20 protein-coding genes are annotated in these 18,849 nt (G+C 42.6%); 14 read left to right on the top strand and 6 right to left on the bottom strand.

Going from position 1 to position 18,849, the window contains the following annotated elements; all coding sequences use genetic code 11:
• Positions 1-5 precede the first annotated feature (5 nt).
• From KSMBR1_RS06000 to KSMBR1_RS20830, 4 genes are all read left to right on the top strand, one after another.
• Complete coding sequence (locus KSMBR1_RS06000; RefSeq protein WP_099324498.1) at positions 6-857, top strand: universal stress protein; 852 nt, start codon at positions 6-8, stop codon at positions 855-857.
• Positions 858-1,065: 208 nt separating this feature from the next.
• On the top strand, positions 1,066-2,385 hold the full coding sequence (locus tag KSMBR1_RS05995; protein ID WP_099324497.1) for a TIGR04282 family arsenosugar biosynthesis glycosyltransferase: 1,320 nt from the start codon (positions 1,066-1,068) through the stop codon (positions 2,383-2,385).
• Positions 2,382-3,224 carry a sterol desaturase family protein gene (locus tag KSMBR1_RS05990; RefSeq protein ID WP_099324496.1) on the top strand — a complete coding sequence of 281 codons (843 nt, stop codon included), beginning with the start codon at positions 2,382-2,384 and terminating at the stop codon, positions 3,222-3,224. Before KSMBR1_RS05995 ends, KSMBR1_RS05990 begins: the two co-directional genes overlap by 4 nt.
• A gap of 95 nt (positions 3,225-3,319) precedes the next feature.
• Entirely contained in the window at positions 3,320-3,475 is a 156-nt protein-coding gene (locus KSMBR1_RS20830; protein ID WP_157820413.1) for a hypothetical protein, read from the top strand.
• A gap of 30 nt (positions 3,476-3,505) precedes the next feature.
• Here KSMBR1_RS20830 and KSMBR1_RS05985 read toward each other — a convergent pair whose 3' ends face one another.
• Positions 3,506-4,444 carry a tetratricopeptide repeat protein gene (locus KSMBR1_RS05985; protein ID WP_099324495.1) on the bottom strand — a complete coding sequence of 313 codons (939 nt, stop codon included), beginning with the start codon at positions 4,442-4,444 and terminating at the stop codon, positions 3,506-3,508.
• Positions 4,445-4,783: 339 nt separating this feature from the next.
• Here KSMBR1_RS05985 and KSMBR1_RS05980 point away from each other — a divergent pair, with 339 nt between their 5' ends.
• Positions 4,784-6,082 carry an APC family permease gene (locus KSMBR1_RS05980; protein WP_157820412.1) on the top strand — a complete coding sequence of 433 codons (1,299 nt, stop codon included), beginning with the start codon at positions 4,784-4,786 and terminating at the stop codon, positions 6,080-6,082.
• A gap of 66 nt (positions 6,083-6,148) precedes the next feature.
• On the opposite strand, the gene KSMBR1_RS05975 is transcribed toward KSMBR1_RS05980, so the two are convergent.
• The 5 genes from KSMBR1_RS05975 to KSMBR1_RS05955 form a co-directional block, all read right to left on the bottom strand.
• Positions 6,149-6,406, bottom strand: a complete 258-nt coding sequence (locus KSMBR1_RS05975) for a zinc ribbon domain-containing protein (protein WP_099324493.1) — start codon at positions 6,404-6,406, stop codon at positions 6,149-6,151.
• Positions 6,407-6,522: 116 nt separating this feature from the next.
• A complete protein-coding gene (locus tag KSMBR1_RS05970; RefSeq protein ID WP_169703559.1) occupies positions 6,523-7,095 on the bottom strand; it encodes a peptidylprolyl isomerase in 573 nt (190 codons plus the stop codon).
• An 81-nt stretch (positions 7,096-7,176) separates the two neighbouring features.
• A complete protein-coding gene (locus KSMBR1_RS05965; protein WP_099324492.1) occupies positions 7,177-7,536 on the bottom strand; it encodes a PilZ domain-containing protein in 360 nt (119 codons plus the stop codon).
• 139 nt (positions 7,537-7,675) lie between these two features.
• A complete protein-coding gene (locus KSMBR1_RS05960) occupies positions 7,676-8,878 on the bottom strand; it encodes an HD domain-containing protein (protein WP_099324491.1) in 1,203 nt (400 codons plus the stop codon).
• A 69-nt stretch (positions 8,879-8,947) separates the two neighbouring features.
• The gene (locus tag KSMBR1_RS05955) at positions 8,948-9,949 is read right to left on the bottom strand and encodes a peptidylprolyl isomerase (RefSeq protein ID WP_099324490.1); all 1,002 of its coding nucleotides are present in this window, start codon (positions 9,947-9,949) and stop codon (positions 8,948-8,950) included.
• 506 nt (positions 9,950-10,455) lie between these two features.
• Between KSMBR1_RS05955 and KSMBR1_RS05950 the strand changes: the two genes are divergently transcribed.
• The 9 genes from KSMBR1_RS05950 to KSMBR1_RS05910 all read left to right on the top strand — a co-directional run bounded on the left by KSMBR1_RS05950 (position 10,456) and on the right by KSMBR1_RS05910 (position 18,803).
• Positions 10,456-11,736: an adenylosuccinate synthase gene (locus tag KSMBR1_RS05950; protein ID WP_099324489.1), complete on the top strand. Its 1,281-nt coding sequence runs from the start codon at positions 10,456-10,458 to the stop codon at positions 11,734-11,736.
• Complete coding sequence (locus tag KSMBR1_RS05945; RefSeq protein ID WP_099324488.1) at positions 11,733-12,449, top strand: isoprenyl transferase; 717 nt, start codon at positions 11,733-11,735, stop codon at positions 12,447-12,449. Before KSMBR1_RS05950 ends, KSMBR1_RS05945 begins: the two co-directional genes overlap by 4 nt.
• Entirely contained in the window at positions 12,446-13,291 is an 846-nt protein-coding gene (locus KSMBR1_RS05940) for a phosphatidate cytidylyltransferase (protein WP_157820411.1), read from the top strand. Before KSMBR1_RS05945 ends, KSMBR1_RS05940 begins: the two co-directional genes overlap by 4 nt.
• Positions 13,292-13,293: 2 nt before the next feature.
• The gene (locus KSMBR1_RS05935) at positions 13,294-14,286 is read left to right on the top strand and encodes a PhoH family protein (RefSeq protein ID WP_099324486.1); all 993 of its coding nucleotides are present in this window, start codon (positions 13,294-13,296) and stop codon (positions 14,284-14,286) included.
• 67 nt (positions 14,287-14,353) lie between these two features.
• Positions 14,354-14,788, top strand: coding sequence for an rRNA maturation RNase YbeY (ybeY, locus tag KSMBR1_RS05930; RefSeq protein ID WP_099324485.1), 435 nt, complete (start codon positions 14,354-14,356; stop codon positions 14,786-14,788).
• A gap of 15 nt (positions 14,789-14,803) precedes the next feature.
• Positions 14,804-15,577 (top strand): DNA repair protein RecO, encoded by a 774-nt coding sequence (recO, locus tag KSMBR1_RS05925; protein ID WP_099324484.1) that lies wholly within the window; start codon positions 14,804-14,806, stop codon positions 15,575-15,577.
• Complete coding sequence (gene bamD / locus KSMBR1_RS05920) at positions 15,574-16,500, top strand: outer membrane protein assembly factor BamD (RefSeq protein ID WP_099324483.1); 927 nt, start codon at positions 15,574-15,576, stop codon at positions 16,498-16,500. The genes recO and bamD overlap by 4 nt, the downstream gene beginning before the upstream one ends.
• Positions 16,501-16,546: 46 nt before the next feature.
• Positions 16,547-17,071 carry an LptE family protein gene (locus tag KSMBR1_RS05915; protein WP_157820410.1) on the top strand — a complete coding sequence of 175 codons (525 nt, stop codon included), beginning with the start codon at positions 16,547-16,549 and terminating at the stop codon, positions 17,069-17,071.
• 175 nt (positions 17,072-17,246) lie between these two features.
• Positions 17,247-18,803, top strand: coding sequence for a hypothetical protein (locus KSMBR1_RS05910; protein ID WP_099323647.1), 1,557 nt, complete (start codon positions 17,247-17,249; stop codon positions 18,801-18,803).
• Positions 18,804-18,849: the final 46 nt, after the last annotated feature.

Raw genomic sequence — 18,849 nt, 5'->3', positions numbered from 1 at the left:
TAACGATGACAAATATCATAACCTGTATTGGCCGCTTCCACGTCTCCGCAGCAGTATGTGATGCCGGGGCGTGGGCCAGCCAGCGCTTAAACGCACATTTGAAATTGCTTCATGTACTCGATAAGTCAGAATATCCCATCAAGGGGGACCTCACCGGAAAAATCGGACTAGGCAGCCAGGAGCATTTACTTGACGAACTAACAGTGCTGGAAGAAAAGCATAGTAAATTGGCGAGAGAGCACGGAAAATACATGCTGGAAGCCGCTGAGCGCCGTGTCAGAGAAGACGGAGCAAAAGATATTTCCACACTTCAGCGACACGGTAGTCTTGTAGAAACCCTGATGGAGCTTGAGGACGAGACGAGACTTCTGGTTATGGGACGCCGGAGTGCGGAACACGATAACGCCGCTCACCCGATTGGCAGTAATCTTGAGAATGTGATACGCACGATACACAAACCTATTCTGATTGTACTATCAAAATTCTCCCCTCCAAACTGCTTCATGATAGCCTTTGATGGCAGCCCGACCGCCCAAAAAGCGCTTGATATGGTGGCCGGAAGCCCGTTGCTGAAAGGCCTGCCCTGTCATCTGATTATGGTATGCAGTGGTACAGATGAACGGAAAGCGCAACTGGAATCAGCATTTGACAAGCTGGTTTCGGCTGGTTTTGACGTGACACAAAAGACGCTCGAAGGCAAGGTAGAGGCGGCGCTTGGTACCTATCAGAAAGAAAATCAAATTGATCTGATGGTAATGGGGGCATATGGACATTCACGTATCAGGCAGTTTCTGGCCGGAAGCAATACAACCGCTATGCTGCGTACGAGCGATATCCCTTTGTTACTGCTCAGATAACTGTTTATATTTTATCCCTGCTTAAGCCGGCATAGTCAGAACCAAACAAGCACGAGACAAAAAATACGACGCACAAAACACGAAGGTAAAAACATCATGCGACCCGAAATGCTTTTAAAACAATTTCAGAAAATGAAAATAGCACATCAACATCAAGAACATAAAAAGGCCGTTACACCAATTGCTGTTAATAGCAGGCAACAAGTCCATGTACACCAATAGCAAGGCAACATTAATCCTGGAATTTGCAAAATATCCACAACCCGGCCATGTTAAAACGCGATTAGCCGCAAAGCTGGGGGACGAAAAGGCATGTCGTATTTACGATTATATGGCGCAAAAAACCCATTATGAACTACTCACCTTGCAGGGTCAAGGCAATGCAAAGGTGATTGTGTACGGAAACGGTGCAGGCCGGAGGCTGATTTCCCGCTGGCTGAAGGATTCATACGATGTATGGCTGCAACCGCAGGGCGATCTCGGCAAGAAATTGAAATACGCATTTCTCAGGGCATTCGAAAATGGATTCCAGACAGTTCTTGCCGTGGGTACGGACTGCCCTGACTTGACGGCCGAGAAGATACAGGATGCAATCGAACAACTCATGCACGCGGACGTTGTAATAATACCATCAGTGGACGGCGGATACGTTTTGATTGGCGCCCGTTCGATGCAAACATGCCTGTTTGAAAATATTGCATGGAGTTCGAATCTGGTACTTGAACAAACCGTGAGGCATGCGCATGAGAATGATCTGTCAATAGCGCAGTTAAGACCGGAGATTGACGTAGATACCCTGGACGATTTGAAAAAGGTTGCATGTAAGGCAATGCCCACGGTATCCATCATTATCCCGGTACTCAACGACAAATATCCTCTGGGAAAAACCCTCGCGACGCTATCCTGCATAAATACTCTGGGGGAGTTTGAAATTATAATAGTTGACGGCGGTTCAACTGATGGTTCTGACAACGTTGCAATTGACTTTAATGCAAGGCTGCTGAGAAGCACACCGGGACGCGCCGGACAGATGAATCTTGGCGTGAGTAATGCCCGTGGACGCTGGTGCTGGTTTCTCCATGCAGATTGCCAGCCTGGCCCGGAAGTAATGGCAAATTTACCATCGTATTTACTTTCCACGCGACTTGTATGGGGATTTTTCCGACAACGGATAACAGACCCCTCTCCCTGGTACCGACTGATAGAAATGGGAAACAGGCTGCGTGGCCGGATATTAGGACTCCCTTATGGCGATCAGGGGATTATAGTTCGAAAGGACATATTCCATAAGTGCGGCGGTTTTGCAGAAACACCCTTTTTAGAAGATGTTGTTTTATCACGCACCCTATCAAAGATATGCCGCCCAAAAGTGGCGCCCGGTGTGATAAAGATGTCACCACGCCACTGGAAATCGCTTGGCCCTTTCATTGCAACTATCAGGAATATGTCTACAGTATTTCGGTTATTAATGCTTAAGCAGTCTCCGGCAGATTTGCTAAAGCGCTTTCAGCAGTGGAGAAAAGAATGAATTTGAGCGAATATGTTTTGCAACACGAGATGGTCATTCGAATAGAATTTTTTTTCGGGATCTTATTGATCATGGCATTGTGGGAACGTTTAGCTCCCAGACGAAGGGCTGACATCCCAAAATTAATACGCTGGATTAATAATCTTGGCGTCGTGTTTCTTAACAGCTTCCTGTTACGCCTGATATTTCCAGGGGCTGCTGTGGGTATGGCGGTATTTGCCGGAGAACATGGTTGGGGACTATTTCATTATTTCCCAGTGCCATACGGTTTGGCGGTTATAGCATCGGTGGTTGCTATGGACTTTGTTATTTACCTGCAACATGTAATATTCCATGCCATTCCTGTTTTATGGAGGATACACCGCATGCACCATGCGGATTTGGATTTTGACGTCACCACCGGCATACGATTTCATCCTTTTGAGATTATTCTATCCATGCTGATTAAGTTTGGCGCGATTGCGGTGATAGGCGTGCCTGTATTCGCGGTAGTGTTATTCGAGGTGCTACTGAATGCGACATCCATGTTCAATCACGGCAACGTCCGTATAATGAGCCGTTTAGATCGTGTATTGCGCTGGATTGTTGTAACGCCGGAAATGCATCGGGTTCACCATTCGTCACGCTATGATGAAACCAACTCTAATTTCGGTTTTAACCTGCCGTTGTGGGATCGATTTCTGGGCACATACCGCGATCAGCCTCGTATGGGACACGAAGGCATGACCATTGGCCTCGAAAATTTCCGGGATACAAAACACTGTGTAATACTGACAGGTATGCTGGCAATCCCATTTATCGGCAAGTTATCCGGCTACACAATTAATCGCCGGAAATAGGGGATCAAACCAATGAAGGCACCCAACGACATTCTCTTTCTAAGGAGAACAGGGTTTTAACTGCGGTTGCTTGCAGCAAGCGCTGCAGCGCCCCGATGGTGAAATTTTTGGATGGTACTCATGAAATATCAGCATACCGTATCGGCGATGCATCTTTACTGGTAACACTCCGCTTTAGTTTTTTTGAAAACGTAAAACTGCTCATTCCCAAGCTCCAGCTTGGTAACGAGCAGTTTTTTTCACAGAACTAAAGTGTTACGAATGCTCTAACTGTAAGTATATTAGTGGTGGGCGCTGTAATTGCTTTTGTATATTTCAGCATGGCGGTCGGCTTCACTATGCATGCCCTGTGAACGATAGAGTTCCTCAAGCACTTTGTGTACATCGTAAAATTCGGGATCAACTTCAAGCGCTTTATTAAGGAAGGATTCGGCGCTTTTAGCATCCCCTTTTTCTATGTAAACAAGTCCGATCAAATAGAGAAAACTTGATATTTCTTCAGTATTTTCCAATGCGTTTTGCCACACAGCAATAGCGTCTTCCAGCTTTCCTAATTTTGTGTAGGCAATCCCAAGGTTATAATGGAATTCTGTTCTCTTAGGATTGATCTTAATGGCCTTTAACCACTCAGCAATCGCCTCCTCAAATTGCCCGTTTTTCGCATAGAGAATGCCCAAATTATACCGGGATTCAACAAGGTCCGGATTTATCGCAACAGCTCTGTTAAAGAGTCTGATCGCCTCATCCGGCCCTCCCTTATGAACATGTACAAGACCTAACCCCTCATAGGCTTCTGCGTTGTTGATATTTATGGCAAGCGCCTTTTCAAATGCGGTGATTGCTTCGTCAGATTTTGCCTTCTTATTTAATACTTTGCCTAGACCTACTAAGGCTTCCTCGGAAGAAGGATTTAGTTCCGTTGCCTTTTTGTATGCGTCCACCGCTTCGTCAAGCATCCCTTTTTTATCAGAAAGAACGGCTAAATTGTAATACACAGCCGGGTCGTTCGGGTTCGCTTCAACAGCCGCTTTTGCCGCTTCTATCTCTTTGTCCGGTCTTGAGGTACCGTGCATGCCCTGTACTTTTCCACCATGCATCGAACTCTCTTTTTGCTGAACGGCTGACGTTAAATCCTTTTCTTCTTTTCCACAACCGATAAAGTGAAAAAGAAATACATGCATCAGGATGAGACAGGTAATATGTTTGATTCTATGTATCATAAATCGTCCTTTTCTTTTGTTATGATGTTGTTTAATAAGTATAATTCAGAAGTACAGACTGGTCAAACAGGCAACTGTTGCCTGCTTCCCGATAATTGTTCCCCGTTTTAATGTAAAAACAGTAATAAGTAGAGATAGGAAATGAAACAGGTATTTTGTGAGGATTGTTCCCTATTTTTGAGACAACAAAATTCATTTGGCCCGGTCTGAGGAGTTTGTGAATAAGCATTGGTCGTTTACTGAAAGATAATTTTCAAAAAGTCATATCTTCGTCATTCATTATATAACGTAACAAACATTCGTCAATCCGAAATTATGGACATGCGGGAAAAATCAGTTATGAAAGAACATCGCGGCCTTGCAAGGGAGTTAAACTTCTTTGATGTTGTTTGCATGGGGTTTAATTGTGTTGTTGGCGCCGGCATTTTTTTGCTGGCGGGGCAACTTGATAGTTTGGTCGGTATTGGTGCTTTATTGGTCTTTCCCCTATGCGGTCTGCTTTGCTTCGCCGTTGCACTGTGCTTTGCGGAAATAGGAAGTATGTATGATAAAACAGGCGGGGCGTATCTTTATACCAAAGACGTCTTTGGACCATTTGCGGGGTTTTTGGTGGGCTGGATAATGTGGCTTGCCTCTATCATTGGCTGGGCGTCGGTTGCCAGTGGTTTCGGACTCTATTGCAACTATTTTCTGCCAAAAGATCAGCAATGGCTGAGTAAGGTTATTATAACGGCGCTTGTGATCGGATTAAGCATAACAAATTACTGCGGGGTAAAGCCTGGCGCAAGAAGTATAAATTTTTTTTCTATAGGAAAATTCACGGCGCTCTTCATTTTTATTGTGGCCGGAATGTTTTTTGTAAAAAGAGAAAATTTTGGACAATTGCACAGCAGCGGAAGTTTTAGTATGGCAACTACGCTGGCGCTCTATGCGTACACGGGATTTGAGTTTCTGGTTGTGCCGGCGGGAGAAATGAAGAATCCTCAAAAACATATCCCGCGTGTAATTATGGTGGTATTCATGATGGTGACTGCCCTGTATGCTCTCATACAATATGTTGCAATGGGGACATATCCTGATTTGGCAGGGTCAGACAAGCCACTGGCAGACGCAGCCTTTTATTTTCTGGGACCTGCAGGGGGGATCATTATTGGTATTGGGGCATTGCTCTCTATTGGTGGAGTGAATGCGGGCATTGCGCTCACCAGCCCGCGAAGCCTTTATGTACTGTCCGCAGACGGATTCTTTCCGCCCGTCTTTGCCAAAATACACCCAAAGTACCACACGCCCTATTTGGCAATAGCGGTAAACACGGTGCTGACGTTATTACTTGGGCTGACAGGGAGTTTTCGCTACTTAATAGCCGCGAGTGTGTTGGTAAGCATATTACAATACGTTCCCACCTGCCTGGCAGTTATTGCACTGAGACGAAAAAGACCCGACCGGAAACGGGGATATAAGATTCCGGGCGGATACGGTATTCCCGTCCTGGCGCTGATTATTTGTGGATGGCTGCTTTGCCATGTGGAGCTGAAAATAATCGGCGCAACGGCTTTGGCAATAGCGGTATCACTGCCGTTTTATTTCAGGGGCAGGTTTTTCCGGAAGAACCCCTGTCCGTACAAAAAGCAACCCTGAAATTTTTGCCTACATAGTGCCGTCAAAAATATTTTCTAACGATTACGATGAAAGATTTTATGGAAATCAGATCAGATAAATCCACAAAAAGGCCAGGATAACAATAATGGCCACGATGCTAAGAAAATATCTCTTTTTGAATAAAGACCTTGAAGGGCGCAGAACGGATGGTTCCGTTTCGGGAAGGTCAAGCCCGTCATACATCGTATCCTCTGACCATCCGGTATTTTCATCTGACCCGCATTCCTGGCAAGCAAGCGCCTTTCGCGGCGTCTGCGACCCGCAATTTGGACAAAAGAAGTATCCATGCATTTTTTCAGACATTATCGTAGGCTTTTTATATCGTGTTCAGGGCAAAATAGCAAAACACCTCTGCGATCGTTCGACTGATCTCACGACGAAGTCTCGGCGTTCTCTGCTGTAACGCTTAACTGTTATGTTTATTTTATCTCAATGGCTTTTTTCAGAACTACTGTAGAGCGGGGAACATCGCTATGTCCCTCTTTTTTTGTGGTAGGCATTTGTTCAATAGCATCAACCACTTCCATGCCTTTTATCACTTTTCCAAAGACACAATATCCCCACCCTGTTGCAGTTTGGCCCTTAAAATCAAGAAAACCATTATCCACCGTATTAATGAAAAACTGTGCAGTGGCAGAGTGCGGGTCCATCGTACGGGCCATTGCTACGGTACCCCTCAAATTTTTGAGTCCGTTATACGCCTCATTTTTAACGGGATCCAGTGTGGTTTTCTTACTCATACCTTCGGTCATACCCCCGCCCTGTATCATAAATCCCTTTATTACACGATGAAAGATTGTGCCGTTGTAAAAACCATCCCGGACATATTTGAGAAAATTTTCTACCGTCTCCGGGGCTTTTTCGGGATAAAGCTCTAGAACTATTTCTCCCTGATTGGTTTCGAGCAAAACTTTCGGATAAACCGTATTTGCCCGGGCATTTTGTATGAAGCAGGTTATTGCAATGGCAGCACAAATAAGTATTGTTTTCAAATCATTCTCCTCTCACTCAAGATGTTATTCAGAATAAATACATTATCACAATTTTTCAAAAAACGAACCTGTTACCGGCGTTTATTCTTTCAACCAGTATGCCAACTCATTTGTGACTTGTTCGTGGTCTCCGATATTGAGTTCAATCATTTTTCTCAAATGTGTTATGGTGTCAATATCTTCGCTTACAAATTTAAAACCAAAGTGGCCTGAATGAATATGGACAGGTTTTGCTTCAAAATTTAAATTAACATTCGACGAAGGAAGGTGGATTATTATTTCACATTTCTCACCTTTTATGAGGGGAATATTTTCTTTAAATTGCAGCAATGCGCCCTTCAGAGAGATGTCAAGCAGCTCTCCTCTGTATGTTTTGTCCTGATATTTTAATTGCGTATGCGCCACAAAATTAATGCGGCTGAAATGTCTTTTACCATCCATTGCTATTTCCTACCCTGAAAAATGTTTCAAACCATCCATACCTGTTTAACCGGTGGAAAAAAGAATAACACCATTAAATATTTTGTCAAAAAGCACGCACTGACGAATAGAAGTGTGCAAATAAATAACTTTCAAGGTACTACATCGCAAAGGCTGCAAATAAAGCCTCTATAGATATCCCTGCAATAGTGCTGTCTTTATATTTTTCTTCAATTTTTCGTCGTCCGTCCTGCAAATGTTTTGAATTCAGCCCAAGATCATTTGCCGTATACGCCTCTAAATACGCCGACAGGTCATCGGCAATCTTGATAAATTCTCCATCTATCGGGGCATAACCATCGCTATTGTATTTCTCATTTATCTTTTCGGTGGTAACATGCTTCACTCTTCCCTTTATTTTAATCTTGCTTTCATACTCATTCCGGGTGAAATATTTTATCTCCTCAAACCATCCCTCTTCTAACAATGGAGAGATCTCTTTTTCTGCCAACTCTTCTTCGATTTTACTGATGGCCTCCGGCATACCTTCCACAGACCTTTTAATCGGGGATAATATGTCCCTTGTCATTGCTTCAGGCAGATCATGAAACAACGCGCTGAAAAAATTATTATATAATCTTTTAGAACAGGCATTTACCTCTCTTGCAAAAAGATAACAAAATATTGCCACCAAAAGCATGTGTCCCAGTACGGATGTTTTTGGCAACCGGGGCGTTTGGCTCCATCGTATTTGAAACCGTAACTGTCCGCAGAGATCAACAAAGTTTAATATTTTCCCTTTGCAAATAATCTTTCGCATCCCGGCAAGATCCAGGAAGGGTTCCAGATCGTTTTTTAAAACCCTTTCAATTTCTTCTATTTTATAACCGGAAGGATGTACCTTCTGAATTATCTGAAATTCCCAGAAACTCGAATAAATATGAGACGCCTCCAATATTTTTTTTGTTAAATCATCGCCCTTGTTTGTATCAAACAAATAGTGCTTTAGTTCGGCATTCATTTCTTTTGGCAGTCCTTCAAACATTGGTTTGAGTTGTTCATAAACCCATTTGTTGAGCTGCCGGAAGACGTCCGGGTGTAGTTTTTTGATTTTCCTGTATATCGGAGATTTTATATCGGAGATAACAATGCGCCGTAATAGTTCAAATATCCCCCCCGTTATTATGGTATCCCAGTTAACCTGCCGCCCTTTTTCTTCTTCATACTTACCAAGACAATAAGCGATGATCATTTTATGCGCATGTTTATCCATCTCCGTTAACTCTACAGGACGTATCATATCGTTCCATCTCTGCATGGAAAAGGCTTCAAATAATTGTAGCGCCAGCTCACGCCTCAGCACCTTTTTAGTCTCCCGTTATATGCACGTAGAACCGTCAAAACGATAGAAAACACGTATAAAATGTTCCTCTCAGTGTTTAATAACCTTAATAAATGCATCTTCCCTTAAGTCGAGAATATATTTTTTCTTTAATCTTCCAATCTCTTCACGGTACAACTTCTTATATATTTCATCCTGCACGTCTTCAAATTTTTTTACTACTTCCGGTCTGATGAGTTCCACTTTGAAAATATGATATCCGACAGGAGACTCTGTTATCTTGCTGTACTCATTATCCTTCAGACTATTAACAACATCCCGGAGTTCTTTCCTCAACCCTTGTATCTCGTCAAAACTCCATTCGCCTCCTTTTTCAGCGTTGGGGCCTTCTGAATATGACCGTGCTACTGATGAAAAATCTTCCCCTGTGGAAAGAAGCGTCATGATTTTTTCAGCAAAGGCATATGTCTTTGCTTTGTCATTGTCGTGTGTGGAAAATTTGATCATTATGTGCCGCAGTTTTATTTCTTTTTTCTGGCAGAATTCATCCATGTTTTCCATATAATAGCGTCTTAATAGCTTTGGCGGGACTTTTACCTTATTATTAACGTTTTCTTTGATTATTTTATCAATCATAATATCTTCTTTAAGCTCAGTTTTCCTTTCTATAGGATTTATTCCCTGAGACTCTGCTATTTCATAGAACTTTGATAAGGAACCAACATTTTCGACGGCGCCTTTCAAAAAATAATCCAGTTCTTTCTGAACCTCATCCATCATTGATATATCCGTACCAAATACCTTCTGCGCTTCTTTCACCAACAGTTTCCTGTCTATTAATTCTTCAAGGGTATATTCCAGAATTTTCTCAATATTTTTTGCGAATTCCTCCTCGCTATATTTACTCCTTGCCTCCCTTATGGCTGCTGCCGAACGTTTAATGACTTCATCCTGGGTTATTATCGCCTCATCAACGACCGCCCGAATAAACCCAAGATTGTTTTTGTTCAGGACATCTTCTCCGCAAAACAGGTATGAACAGGAAAGCATTACCGGAAATAACAAGGCATAATAAATGTATTTTCTTAACATGTATTTCTCTTTTGTAAATTTTTTTCCGCAAATAAAACAGAAACCAAAACACTCGCCTTCTTTTTTCAGGGCCTTAATTATCGTAACTATTCATCGTAAACGATACACGGCTCGTTCCCAAACATATACTTCACTATGTTCAGTACAAGGTTTGGTAACGAGTTGCGCTCTGATCTCCGGTAGTTTAATAAATTACGCTGAATAGTTACTAATTATCTTTCTATCTCATAAGATTTTATCAGTAATTGCAAGTGATTCAAACAATTTAATTTTGCTATACGCTAATTTATGTCAGGGACGGTCAAAACCCAGCACTCCAGATATGTGGAAATTCGTAACACTTTAGTTTTTTGATAAAATCTACTAACGTTTATACCCGACTTGCCCTGTTCGGAAGTGTATTAGCTTGACATTAACTATTTCATTTTCTATAATCCTTTAAATGCTTGATATTTAAGGGATTCTGATTATTTTTGTTAATTTTTTCGATAGGAAAATTTTTTGCTATGGGATCAAATACCTGTCTTGTTGGTTTGCAGTGGGGTGATGAAGGGAAAGGCAAGATTATAGATATACTTACTGAATCGTTTGATATCATTGTTCGTTATCAGGGCGGTAGCAATGCCGGGCATACGATTGTTATTGATGGTGAAAAATTTGTATTACATCTTATTCCTTCCGGCATCCTCAGAAAAAACAAAAGTTGCATCATAGGCAATGGAGTCGTCCTTGATCCCCTCCAGTTACTCCAGGAAATCGATGAGTTACGGGGAAAAAATATAGCGATCGGCGGGAATCTGCATATCAGCGAGTTGGCACATCTTGTGTTTCCCTATCATAAAAAATTGGATGAATATTCAGAAGGTGAAAAGGGGGGAGAGAAAATAGGCACAACCCGAAGGGGGATTGGTCCCTGCTATGCGGATAAAATGGCACGAAGCGGAATCAGGGTATCGGATCTTTTTTGCCCGGAATATTTTAAACAAAGATTAAAACAGGTCGTAGATGAAAAAAACAGGATTTTCGTACATTTGCATGGCGCAGATGAATTGTCATGGGAGGCGATTTATGACGAATACCTTGGCTATGCGGAACGCATAAAACCGTTTGTTTGTCAAACGATTGAGTTTATGGATAAAGCAATAAAGGCAAAAAAGAGAATCCTGTTTGAAGGAGCGCAGGGTGCATTGCTTGATGTAGATTTTGGGACATATCCCTTTGTAACGTCTTCAACCGTCGTTGCAAGCGGCGCCGCTTCAGGCGCAGGTATTTCCCCCAGGCATATTCATAAGGTTCTGGGGGTAATGAAAGCCTATACTACAAGAGTAGGTAATGGTCCGTTCCCTACAGAGTTAACGGATAAAACAGGTGAACATTTGAGGGAAAAGGGCGGCGAATACGGTGCTACTACGGGAAGACCAAGGCGCTGTGGGTGGTTTGACGCGGTATCCGCTAAGCATTCGATAATGGTAAATGGCGCGGATAGCGTTGTTATGACTAAATTGGATGTATTGGATAACCAGAAAACAATAAAGATTTGTGTGGGGTATAAAATAGACGGCAAAGAGCATAAATACTTTCCCGCTGATTTGGTTGCAAGGAAAGAATATGAGCCTATTTATGAGGAATTGCCTGGCTGGCAGGAAGATACCTCCAAAATGCGTAATGTAAAAGACATTCCGTCCCGGACGTCAGATTACATAAAAAGACTTGAAAAGATTTTAGACGTGAAAATTGAAATGCTTTCTGTTGGCCCGGATCGTGGACAAATAATCAATTTAGTATGAAGAAAAACGGATCACTGCCTGAGCATATTGCAATTATCATGGATGGAAATGGCCGGTGGGCGCGGCAAAAGAAATTGTTACGGATTAAGGGACACGAGACGGGCGCCAAAGCTGTTCGTGAGATTACACGTGAGTGTGCAAAAAAACATATAAAACAGCTTACGCTGTATGCCTTTTCTCAGGAAAACTGGAAGAGGCCTAAAAGGGAAATAGATTTATTAATGAAACTCCTTAAGAATTTCCTTATTGGCGAACGGGAAGAAATCCAGAAAAACAATATCCGCCTGACAGCCATCGGCAGAATCAAAGAATTACCGGAATTTGTCCAGAGGGAACTCTCGGTTTCAATAGAAGAGAGCAAGATGAATACCGGAATGGTTCTTTGCCTTGCGCTAAATTATGGAGGGCGGACAGAAATAATCGATGCGACAAAAAAAATTGTTGCGGAATTGAAAAAGGGGAAACTGAAGATAGATGAAATTACAGAAGAGTCTTTTAAAAAATATTTATACATGCCCAATATGCCAGATCCGGATTTGCTGATAAGAACCGGCGGAGAAATGCGCATTAGTAATTTTTTATTATGGGAAATATCTTATGCGGAGCTGTGGGTAACAGACACGTATTGGCCTGATTTTAAAAAGCCACACCTTGAGGAAGCTCTTTTAGCATATGCGAACAGAGAGCGCAGATACGGGGGTTTAAAAGAGTGAGCACGCTTAAAACAAGGGTAACGCTTGGTGTAATTTTATTTGCGGTGTTTTTTGGAGTAATGAGCCTTGACGTCATGTTTTCCACAGACATTGGGTTCGGCTGTATTGCAATGGTTGCGGCAGGGATGGGATTGTATGAGTTTTACACTATTGCGGGTAAATGCGGATTTCGTCCATTTCGCGTAGCCGGCATCGGCATCGGGATATGGCTGTTTGTAAGCTATTGGGTATCCATACATGGGGACGCCGGCGCAGAGTCCCAATTTTTCAGAAAAGACATTGTTCTCGTACTCATTTTTTTGCTATTGCTCCTACAGGCGGTCACACGCGGCGCAAAAGATGCGATTAAAAATATTTCCGTAACGGTCTTTGGCATTTTTTATGTTCCTTTTCTGCTTGGTTTTGCGATTGCTTTACGCCATTTTCCCAATGGAACATGTGTGGTGATAATGGCCCTGTTGGTTTCAAAATTTGGAGACATTGGCGGGTATTTGTTGGGCAGGAAGTATGGAAAGCATAAGCTTGCAAGGAGTATAAGCCCCAATAAAACGGTTGAAGGGGCTTGCTTCTCTGTTATAAGTAGCATTTTAGTAGCAGTGATATTTAATAGTATTCCGCAAACCAGGGTAATCAGCCTGCCATGGTCGGTTTTATTTGGAGCTGTTGTGGGTTCTTTCGCTATTTTAGGCGACCTGGCAGAGTCATTGATAAAAAGAGATGCGAATGTTAAGGACTCGGGGAATCTGGTGCCCTCCTTTGGCGGCGTATTGGATATTATTGATTGTTTGCTGGTAAGTCTGCCGGTGACATATTATTTTTTACTTTTTTTTAAGTTAATCTAAGCATGAATCAAGGAGTTGAAACACAAAAATACGTTGCAATAAAGGAAAATATACAGGAATTTTTACCCGCTAAAGATGCAATAATCCTTGAAAATGATGATGAAGCGTCCCTTTTATATGGAAACCATGATAAAAATTTGCGCCTGATAAGGGATGCTTTTCGGGTAAAATTAGTAGCACGTAACGGGGTATTGAAGATGGCGGGCGAAAAAGAGGGTGTCGAAGCAGCTAGAACGTCCTTAATTAAATTGCTTGAAATAATTAGATTCACGGGGAATCTGGGAGTGAAGGACGTGGAGCAGACCATTATGGATGTACAAAATTATGATGAAGGGGCACCCGCACAAGCAATCAATCTTTTCCAAAAAGAGATGTTCACAAGGCCCAAGACAGAGGGGCAGGCAAATTATATTGCGGCCATCAGAAACAATGATCTTGTTTTTTGCATTGGACCTGCCGGAACAGGAAAGACCTACCTGGCGGTGGCGATGGCGCTTTCTTTTCTCAAAAGCGGAGACGTAAAAAGGATTGTGCTTGCAAGGCCTGCGGTAGAGGCAGGAGAAAAACTTGGATATCTGCCGGGAGATATCAAAGACAAGGTAAGTCCTTATTTGCGGCCGCTGTATGACGCTTTAGCGGATATGATGGACGTCGGGCAGGTGAAAAAATATCTGGACAGCGATCTGATAGAGATCCTGCCGCTTGCATATATGCGCGGGAGAACCTTAAACAGCGCCTTTATTATTCTGGATGAGGCGCAAAATTGTACGGTAAAGCAGATGAAGACATTTTTAACAAGGCTTGGTACGAAATCAAAGGTTGTCGTTACCGGGGATATCACACAAGTTGATTTGCCGGGCGGGGAGTTATCGGGTTTGATTGATGCCCAGGAAAGATTTATGAATGTAGACAATATAGCATTCGTATATCTTGCCAAATCCGATATTGTCCGCCATAAGCTGGTTCGGGATATTGTTGCGGCATATGAATTATAGTATTTATAAGGTAAAAAATCTTTTTGGTTGCGGCTATGCTGCGCTATGATAGAAGAAAAAGGTTCTCATGAAGCTGGAAGTTGTAAACCGGCAGAAATCCTATGCTATCGATGAAAAACGCATAGTAAAATTGATAAAAAGGGTGTTAAAAAGTGAAAACAAAGACGCCAGCCTTAGCATTGTCGTCACTGATAACAAGGAAATAAGGAGATTAAACAAAGCTTTTCTGGGGCATGATTATGCAACGGATGTTTTGAGTTTTATTTATGATGCATCGGAAAATCATGTCGCTGGAGAAATCATTGTATCCGCAGAGATGGCATATAAAGTTGCAAAGGAACATTGCCATGATGCGGAAGGAGAAATAGCCCTGTATCTCATACATGGCTTGCTGCATTTAATTGGTTATAATGATAAAAAAAAAGGTGATGCAAAAGTCATGCATCGGAGGGAAAAGGAATTATTGTCAAAGCTTGGGTACAATATTTCTGTCCCGGATTAATTAACATACCATAATATGTCCATCTTAAAAACAGATGCAATTACCTTGGGAAGGACAGATTATAGCGATTCAAGCCAAATCATCATTTTCTATACCAGGGATTACGGGAAGATAAATACCATTGCAAAAGGCTTCAAGCGCTCTTCAGGCAAGTACAACTCAAAAGCAATCGATCTTTTAACGCACTACCGGATTCTCTTTATTAAAAAGGAACATTCTACCCTCCATACCCTCACCGATGCGGTATTGCAAAACAACTATCCCGCATTCCGGCATGACCTTGATAAGTATTTCAGGGCTTCCTGTATGGCAGAACTTGTCAACGAATTTACAGAAAAAAACGACCCCAACGAGCCGCTTTTTGATTTATTTCTTAATACGCTAAATCACATTGCCACTGACACAAACACCACAATATGGTTATTGGCCTTTGAGTTAAAAATGCTAAACATTTTGGGATATTTACCGGAATGGGAGCATTGCATTCATTGTAAAAAGAAAATACCCCACCATGAGATGGTTACTTTTAATGCAGTGGAAGGCGGCGCGAGATGTGTGGGGTGCCCTGGAGAATTGAAAAACGGAATGCTGATTTCTGCAGGCGCTATGTTTATTGCAGGTAGGTTGGCGAACCTTAATTTGCATCGGTTGGAACGTGTCCGGGTACAATTATCTATTTGTGTTGAAATAGAAAAGGTGCTGAGATATTATATTGTTTCGTTGTTGAAAAAAGAGTTAAACTCGTGGAAATATGTTAACTTTTCCCCGCAAGAAGGCATAAAAATATGAAATTGCGCTCAGGTTTTTTCCCAATAATAGTGCTTGCTGTTACATTTTTAATATCAACGGCGTCTTACGGAAAATGGGTCTGGAACAAAGATACCGGGTGGATGCAGCCGCCGACTGGCGACGTCGGATCGCCGGAACAGCGCTATAAAAATGCACTGTTCATGCTGGTGGAACAAAAATATGTTAGCGCCATAAAAGAGTTTAAACTAATTATTGACGGTTATCCGGACTCAGCGTATGCGGAGCTTTCTCAGATAAACATAGGATGGGCCTATTATCTCAATGGAGATTATAACCGGGCATTAAAGGCATATGATACGGTTTTGAGGGAATATCCGGGAACAAAGAGGACAAAAGAGGTGCATGAGAAGGTGTTTCAGGTAGGTATTGCGCAAATGGAGATGGATGAGAATGCCGCGATAAGGGTATTTGAAAAGATTATTGAAAATCACCCGATGGGACCTATTGCCCCTGAATCGCAAATTAAAATAGCAGATTGCTATTTCAAGCTGGGATATTATGAAGATGCGGTGGATGCCTATAAGAAATTTATGGAAAGCTATCCAAGAAATGAATGGATTCCCTATGTGCAGTATCAAATACCACTTTCAAAATTTTACTTCGAAAAACAGCAGGAGCGCAACTATGGTTTGCTTGTATCCGCAAGGGAAGGTTTTGAGGAATATCTCGTAACAAATCCCCATGGGGTGTATGTTGAAGACGCCAGCAGAATGATAGAAGAAATAAGGGTTATTGAAGCAAGGCGTGAGTTTGAAATTGGCGAGTTTTATTTGAGGAGAAAAACCCCGTCTTCCGCGGCGATTTATTTTAAATATGTTATGAAAGATTTTCCTGATACTATTTGGGCGGAAAGGGCTATGGAAAGATTGGAATTTCTCAGGATGATTGAGGCGATAAAATAACCCTATGAGAAAAAGATAAAACATTATGCCAAAGTGTTTTTATAAAATGACAATACCCTGTGTTTTTAAAAGAAGGCATTACACCCTTTCTGCTCTGGTGTTTCTTATGATCTTCTTTTTTATAACGGGATGCGGTTACAGCTCAAAGTCATTGCTTCGTTCAAATGTTCGAAGCATCTATGTCCCCATTTTTGATAATGATACCTTTCGCAGAGGATACGAATTCGATTTAACCAGGGCAGTACGCGACCAACTGTTGTTAAGAACAAATTTGCGTATTGTTGACAAAGATGAAGCAGATTCCATTCTGTTTGGAAAAATTTCAAGTGTAAATGAAAATGTATTAATTGAGGACAGAAAAGACAATATTGTGGAAAGTAGGGTAACTATCAGGGCGGACATTCGATGGGTTGATACACGGACGGGAAGGGCAATCGTTGAACGGAAGAATATAAAAGGCACGACAGAGTTTATTGTTTTAAGAAATGAAACACTCACTTCTTCCAGTAACGAATCATTTGTAAAATTGGCGCAAAGTATTGTGGAATCAATGGAGGAAGATTGGTGGTGACACAAAAGACATGGTTTGATAAACAGGCAACTTGGAGAATTGCAAAATTAAAGATTTAGACCACGGAACACCTAGCGCGGCCTTTGGCCGCAACCAAAAAGGTGATTTTTAGTTTATTATAAAGTATAGTAGTATCCTCGTAAATAGTAATCAGACAATTTGGAGGACACTACTTATGAATAAGTTGATGGAATTATATCGAGACAGGATCGTGGGTGCAATAAGCGGTCTGGACAGGATTCGTTTTCGCGGGACATTGCGGTGGTTGGCCAGTGAGCGTGGGATGGGAACATTCATGAACCAAGCGAGAATTCTGCTTAAGGATTTTTCCGGTTGGGTCAATGGGCTTACGGCACAGGTGCGAGACAGTTGTGAATCGCGGGCGAAAGATTTGGGTATCGAGGTGCGGTATTTGATGAGCAGCGGTGTTGATAAGGAGAAGTTGGCTCGCCAGATCGCGGCGGATAAGAGGATTACGGAAGGTTCCATCTGCCTGTTGAGTGTGGTAGAGCCTTGTATTGCGCCGATGGTCAAGGGCAACAAGGCCAGCAAGAAGCTCGAGTTGGTAATGGCGCCCCGCAAGTGTGTCTTTGTGTATCATTATTTTAACGATCCAGTGTTTGGTTTTGGTCATGTTCGTATCCAGAGTTGGGCGCCGTTTAATATTTTCATTTGTCTCAATGGTCGTCATTGGCTGGAGCGGCAACTTCAGAAGCAAGGTATTGATTATGTTAAGGACGGCAACTGTTTTGTGCGTATAGAGGATATTGCGGCTGCGCAGGTTCTGCTCCATGAGCAGCTTAAGACTGACTGGGCGAAGCTGCTGAACGGGCTTGCGTTGGGCAGTTGCCCGGCATTGTCGCAGATTCTTCGTCCGTTGGAACCGGAGTATTACTGGTCTGCGGATGAGACGGAGTGGGCGACGGACATCATGTTTAAATCGGTTGAGGCATTGGAGGAGTTGTTTCCATCGTTTGTTCATCATGCGATGCGGGTTTGCGACAGTTCTTCGGTGATGAAGTATTTGGGTAGGCGTAACCTTGCAGGCGCTGCCCCTGATGAGGTTATCAGCGACTATCGAAGACGCTATGAAGGTATACGGGTCAAGCACAGTGTGAATTATAATTCAGTGAAGATGTATAACAAGAGCGGTAGTCTCTTGCGTATTGAGACAACGATCAATAATACGCGGGACTTTAAGGTCTTTCGGAGTCCCAATGATGATGAAGGCAAACCGGCGTCATGGCAGAAGATGCGTAAGGGCGTAAGCGATCTTCATCGACGGTGTGAGGTGAGCCAACAATGCAATGATCGTTATGGGGATGCTTTGGCGGCGGCTCAGGTAGAGGAGAAACTGAAAGAAGTGGTGAGCAGCGCTTGTAACAAGGTTGTCAAAGAGGGCAAGAGGTATCGAGGTTTGAATCCCTGGCAGCAGGATGATTACCAGATGCTGATGTTCCTGTCCAAAGGCGAAAACGCGATAAATGGATTCCGCAACCATGATTTGCGTAAGTGGCTTTACCGGGAATCCGAACAATCCGGCAAGGATCAGCAAAAGAAATATTCCGGACGAACGACCCGACGGATAAAGATGCTGCGGGCACACGGTCTAATCCGCAAAGTTCCGAGGGCCAACCGCTATGTTTTGACGGAGAAAGGCCAGAAGTTCTCTTGTTCACTGATGACCGCTTCAGCCCTTGATATTAAAGCACTTACGGAAATGGCGGCATGAAAAACACGCATAAAAAACAAGAAATTGATGGATAGTAGTACGGAAT

The organism is Candidatus Kuenenia stuttgartiensis, assembly GCF_900232105.1.
GTDB classification, from domain to species: domain Bacteria; phylum Planctomycetota; class Brocadiia; order Brocadiales; family Brocadiaceae; genus Kuenenia; species Kuenenia stuttgartiensis_A.
This window is presented reverse-complemented; position numbering and strand designations above follow the sequence as displayed.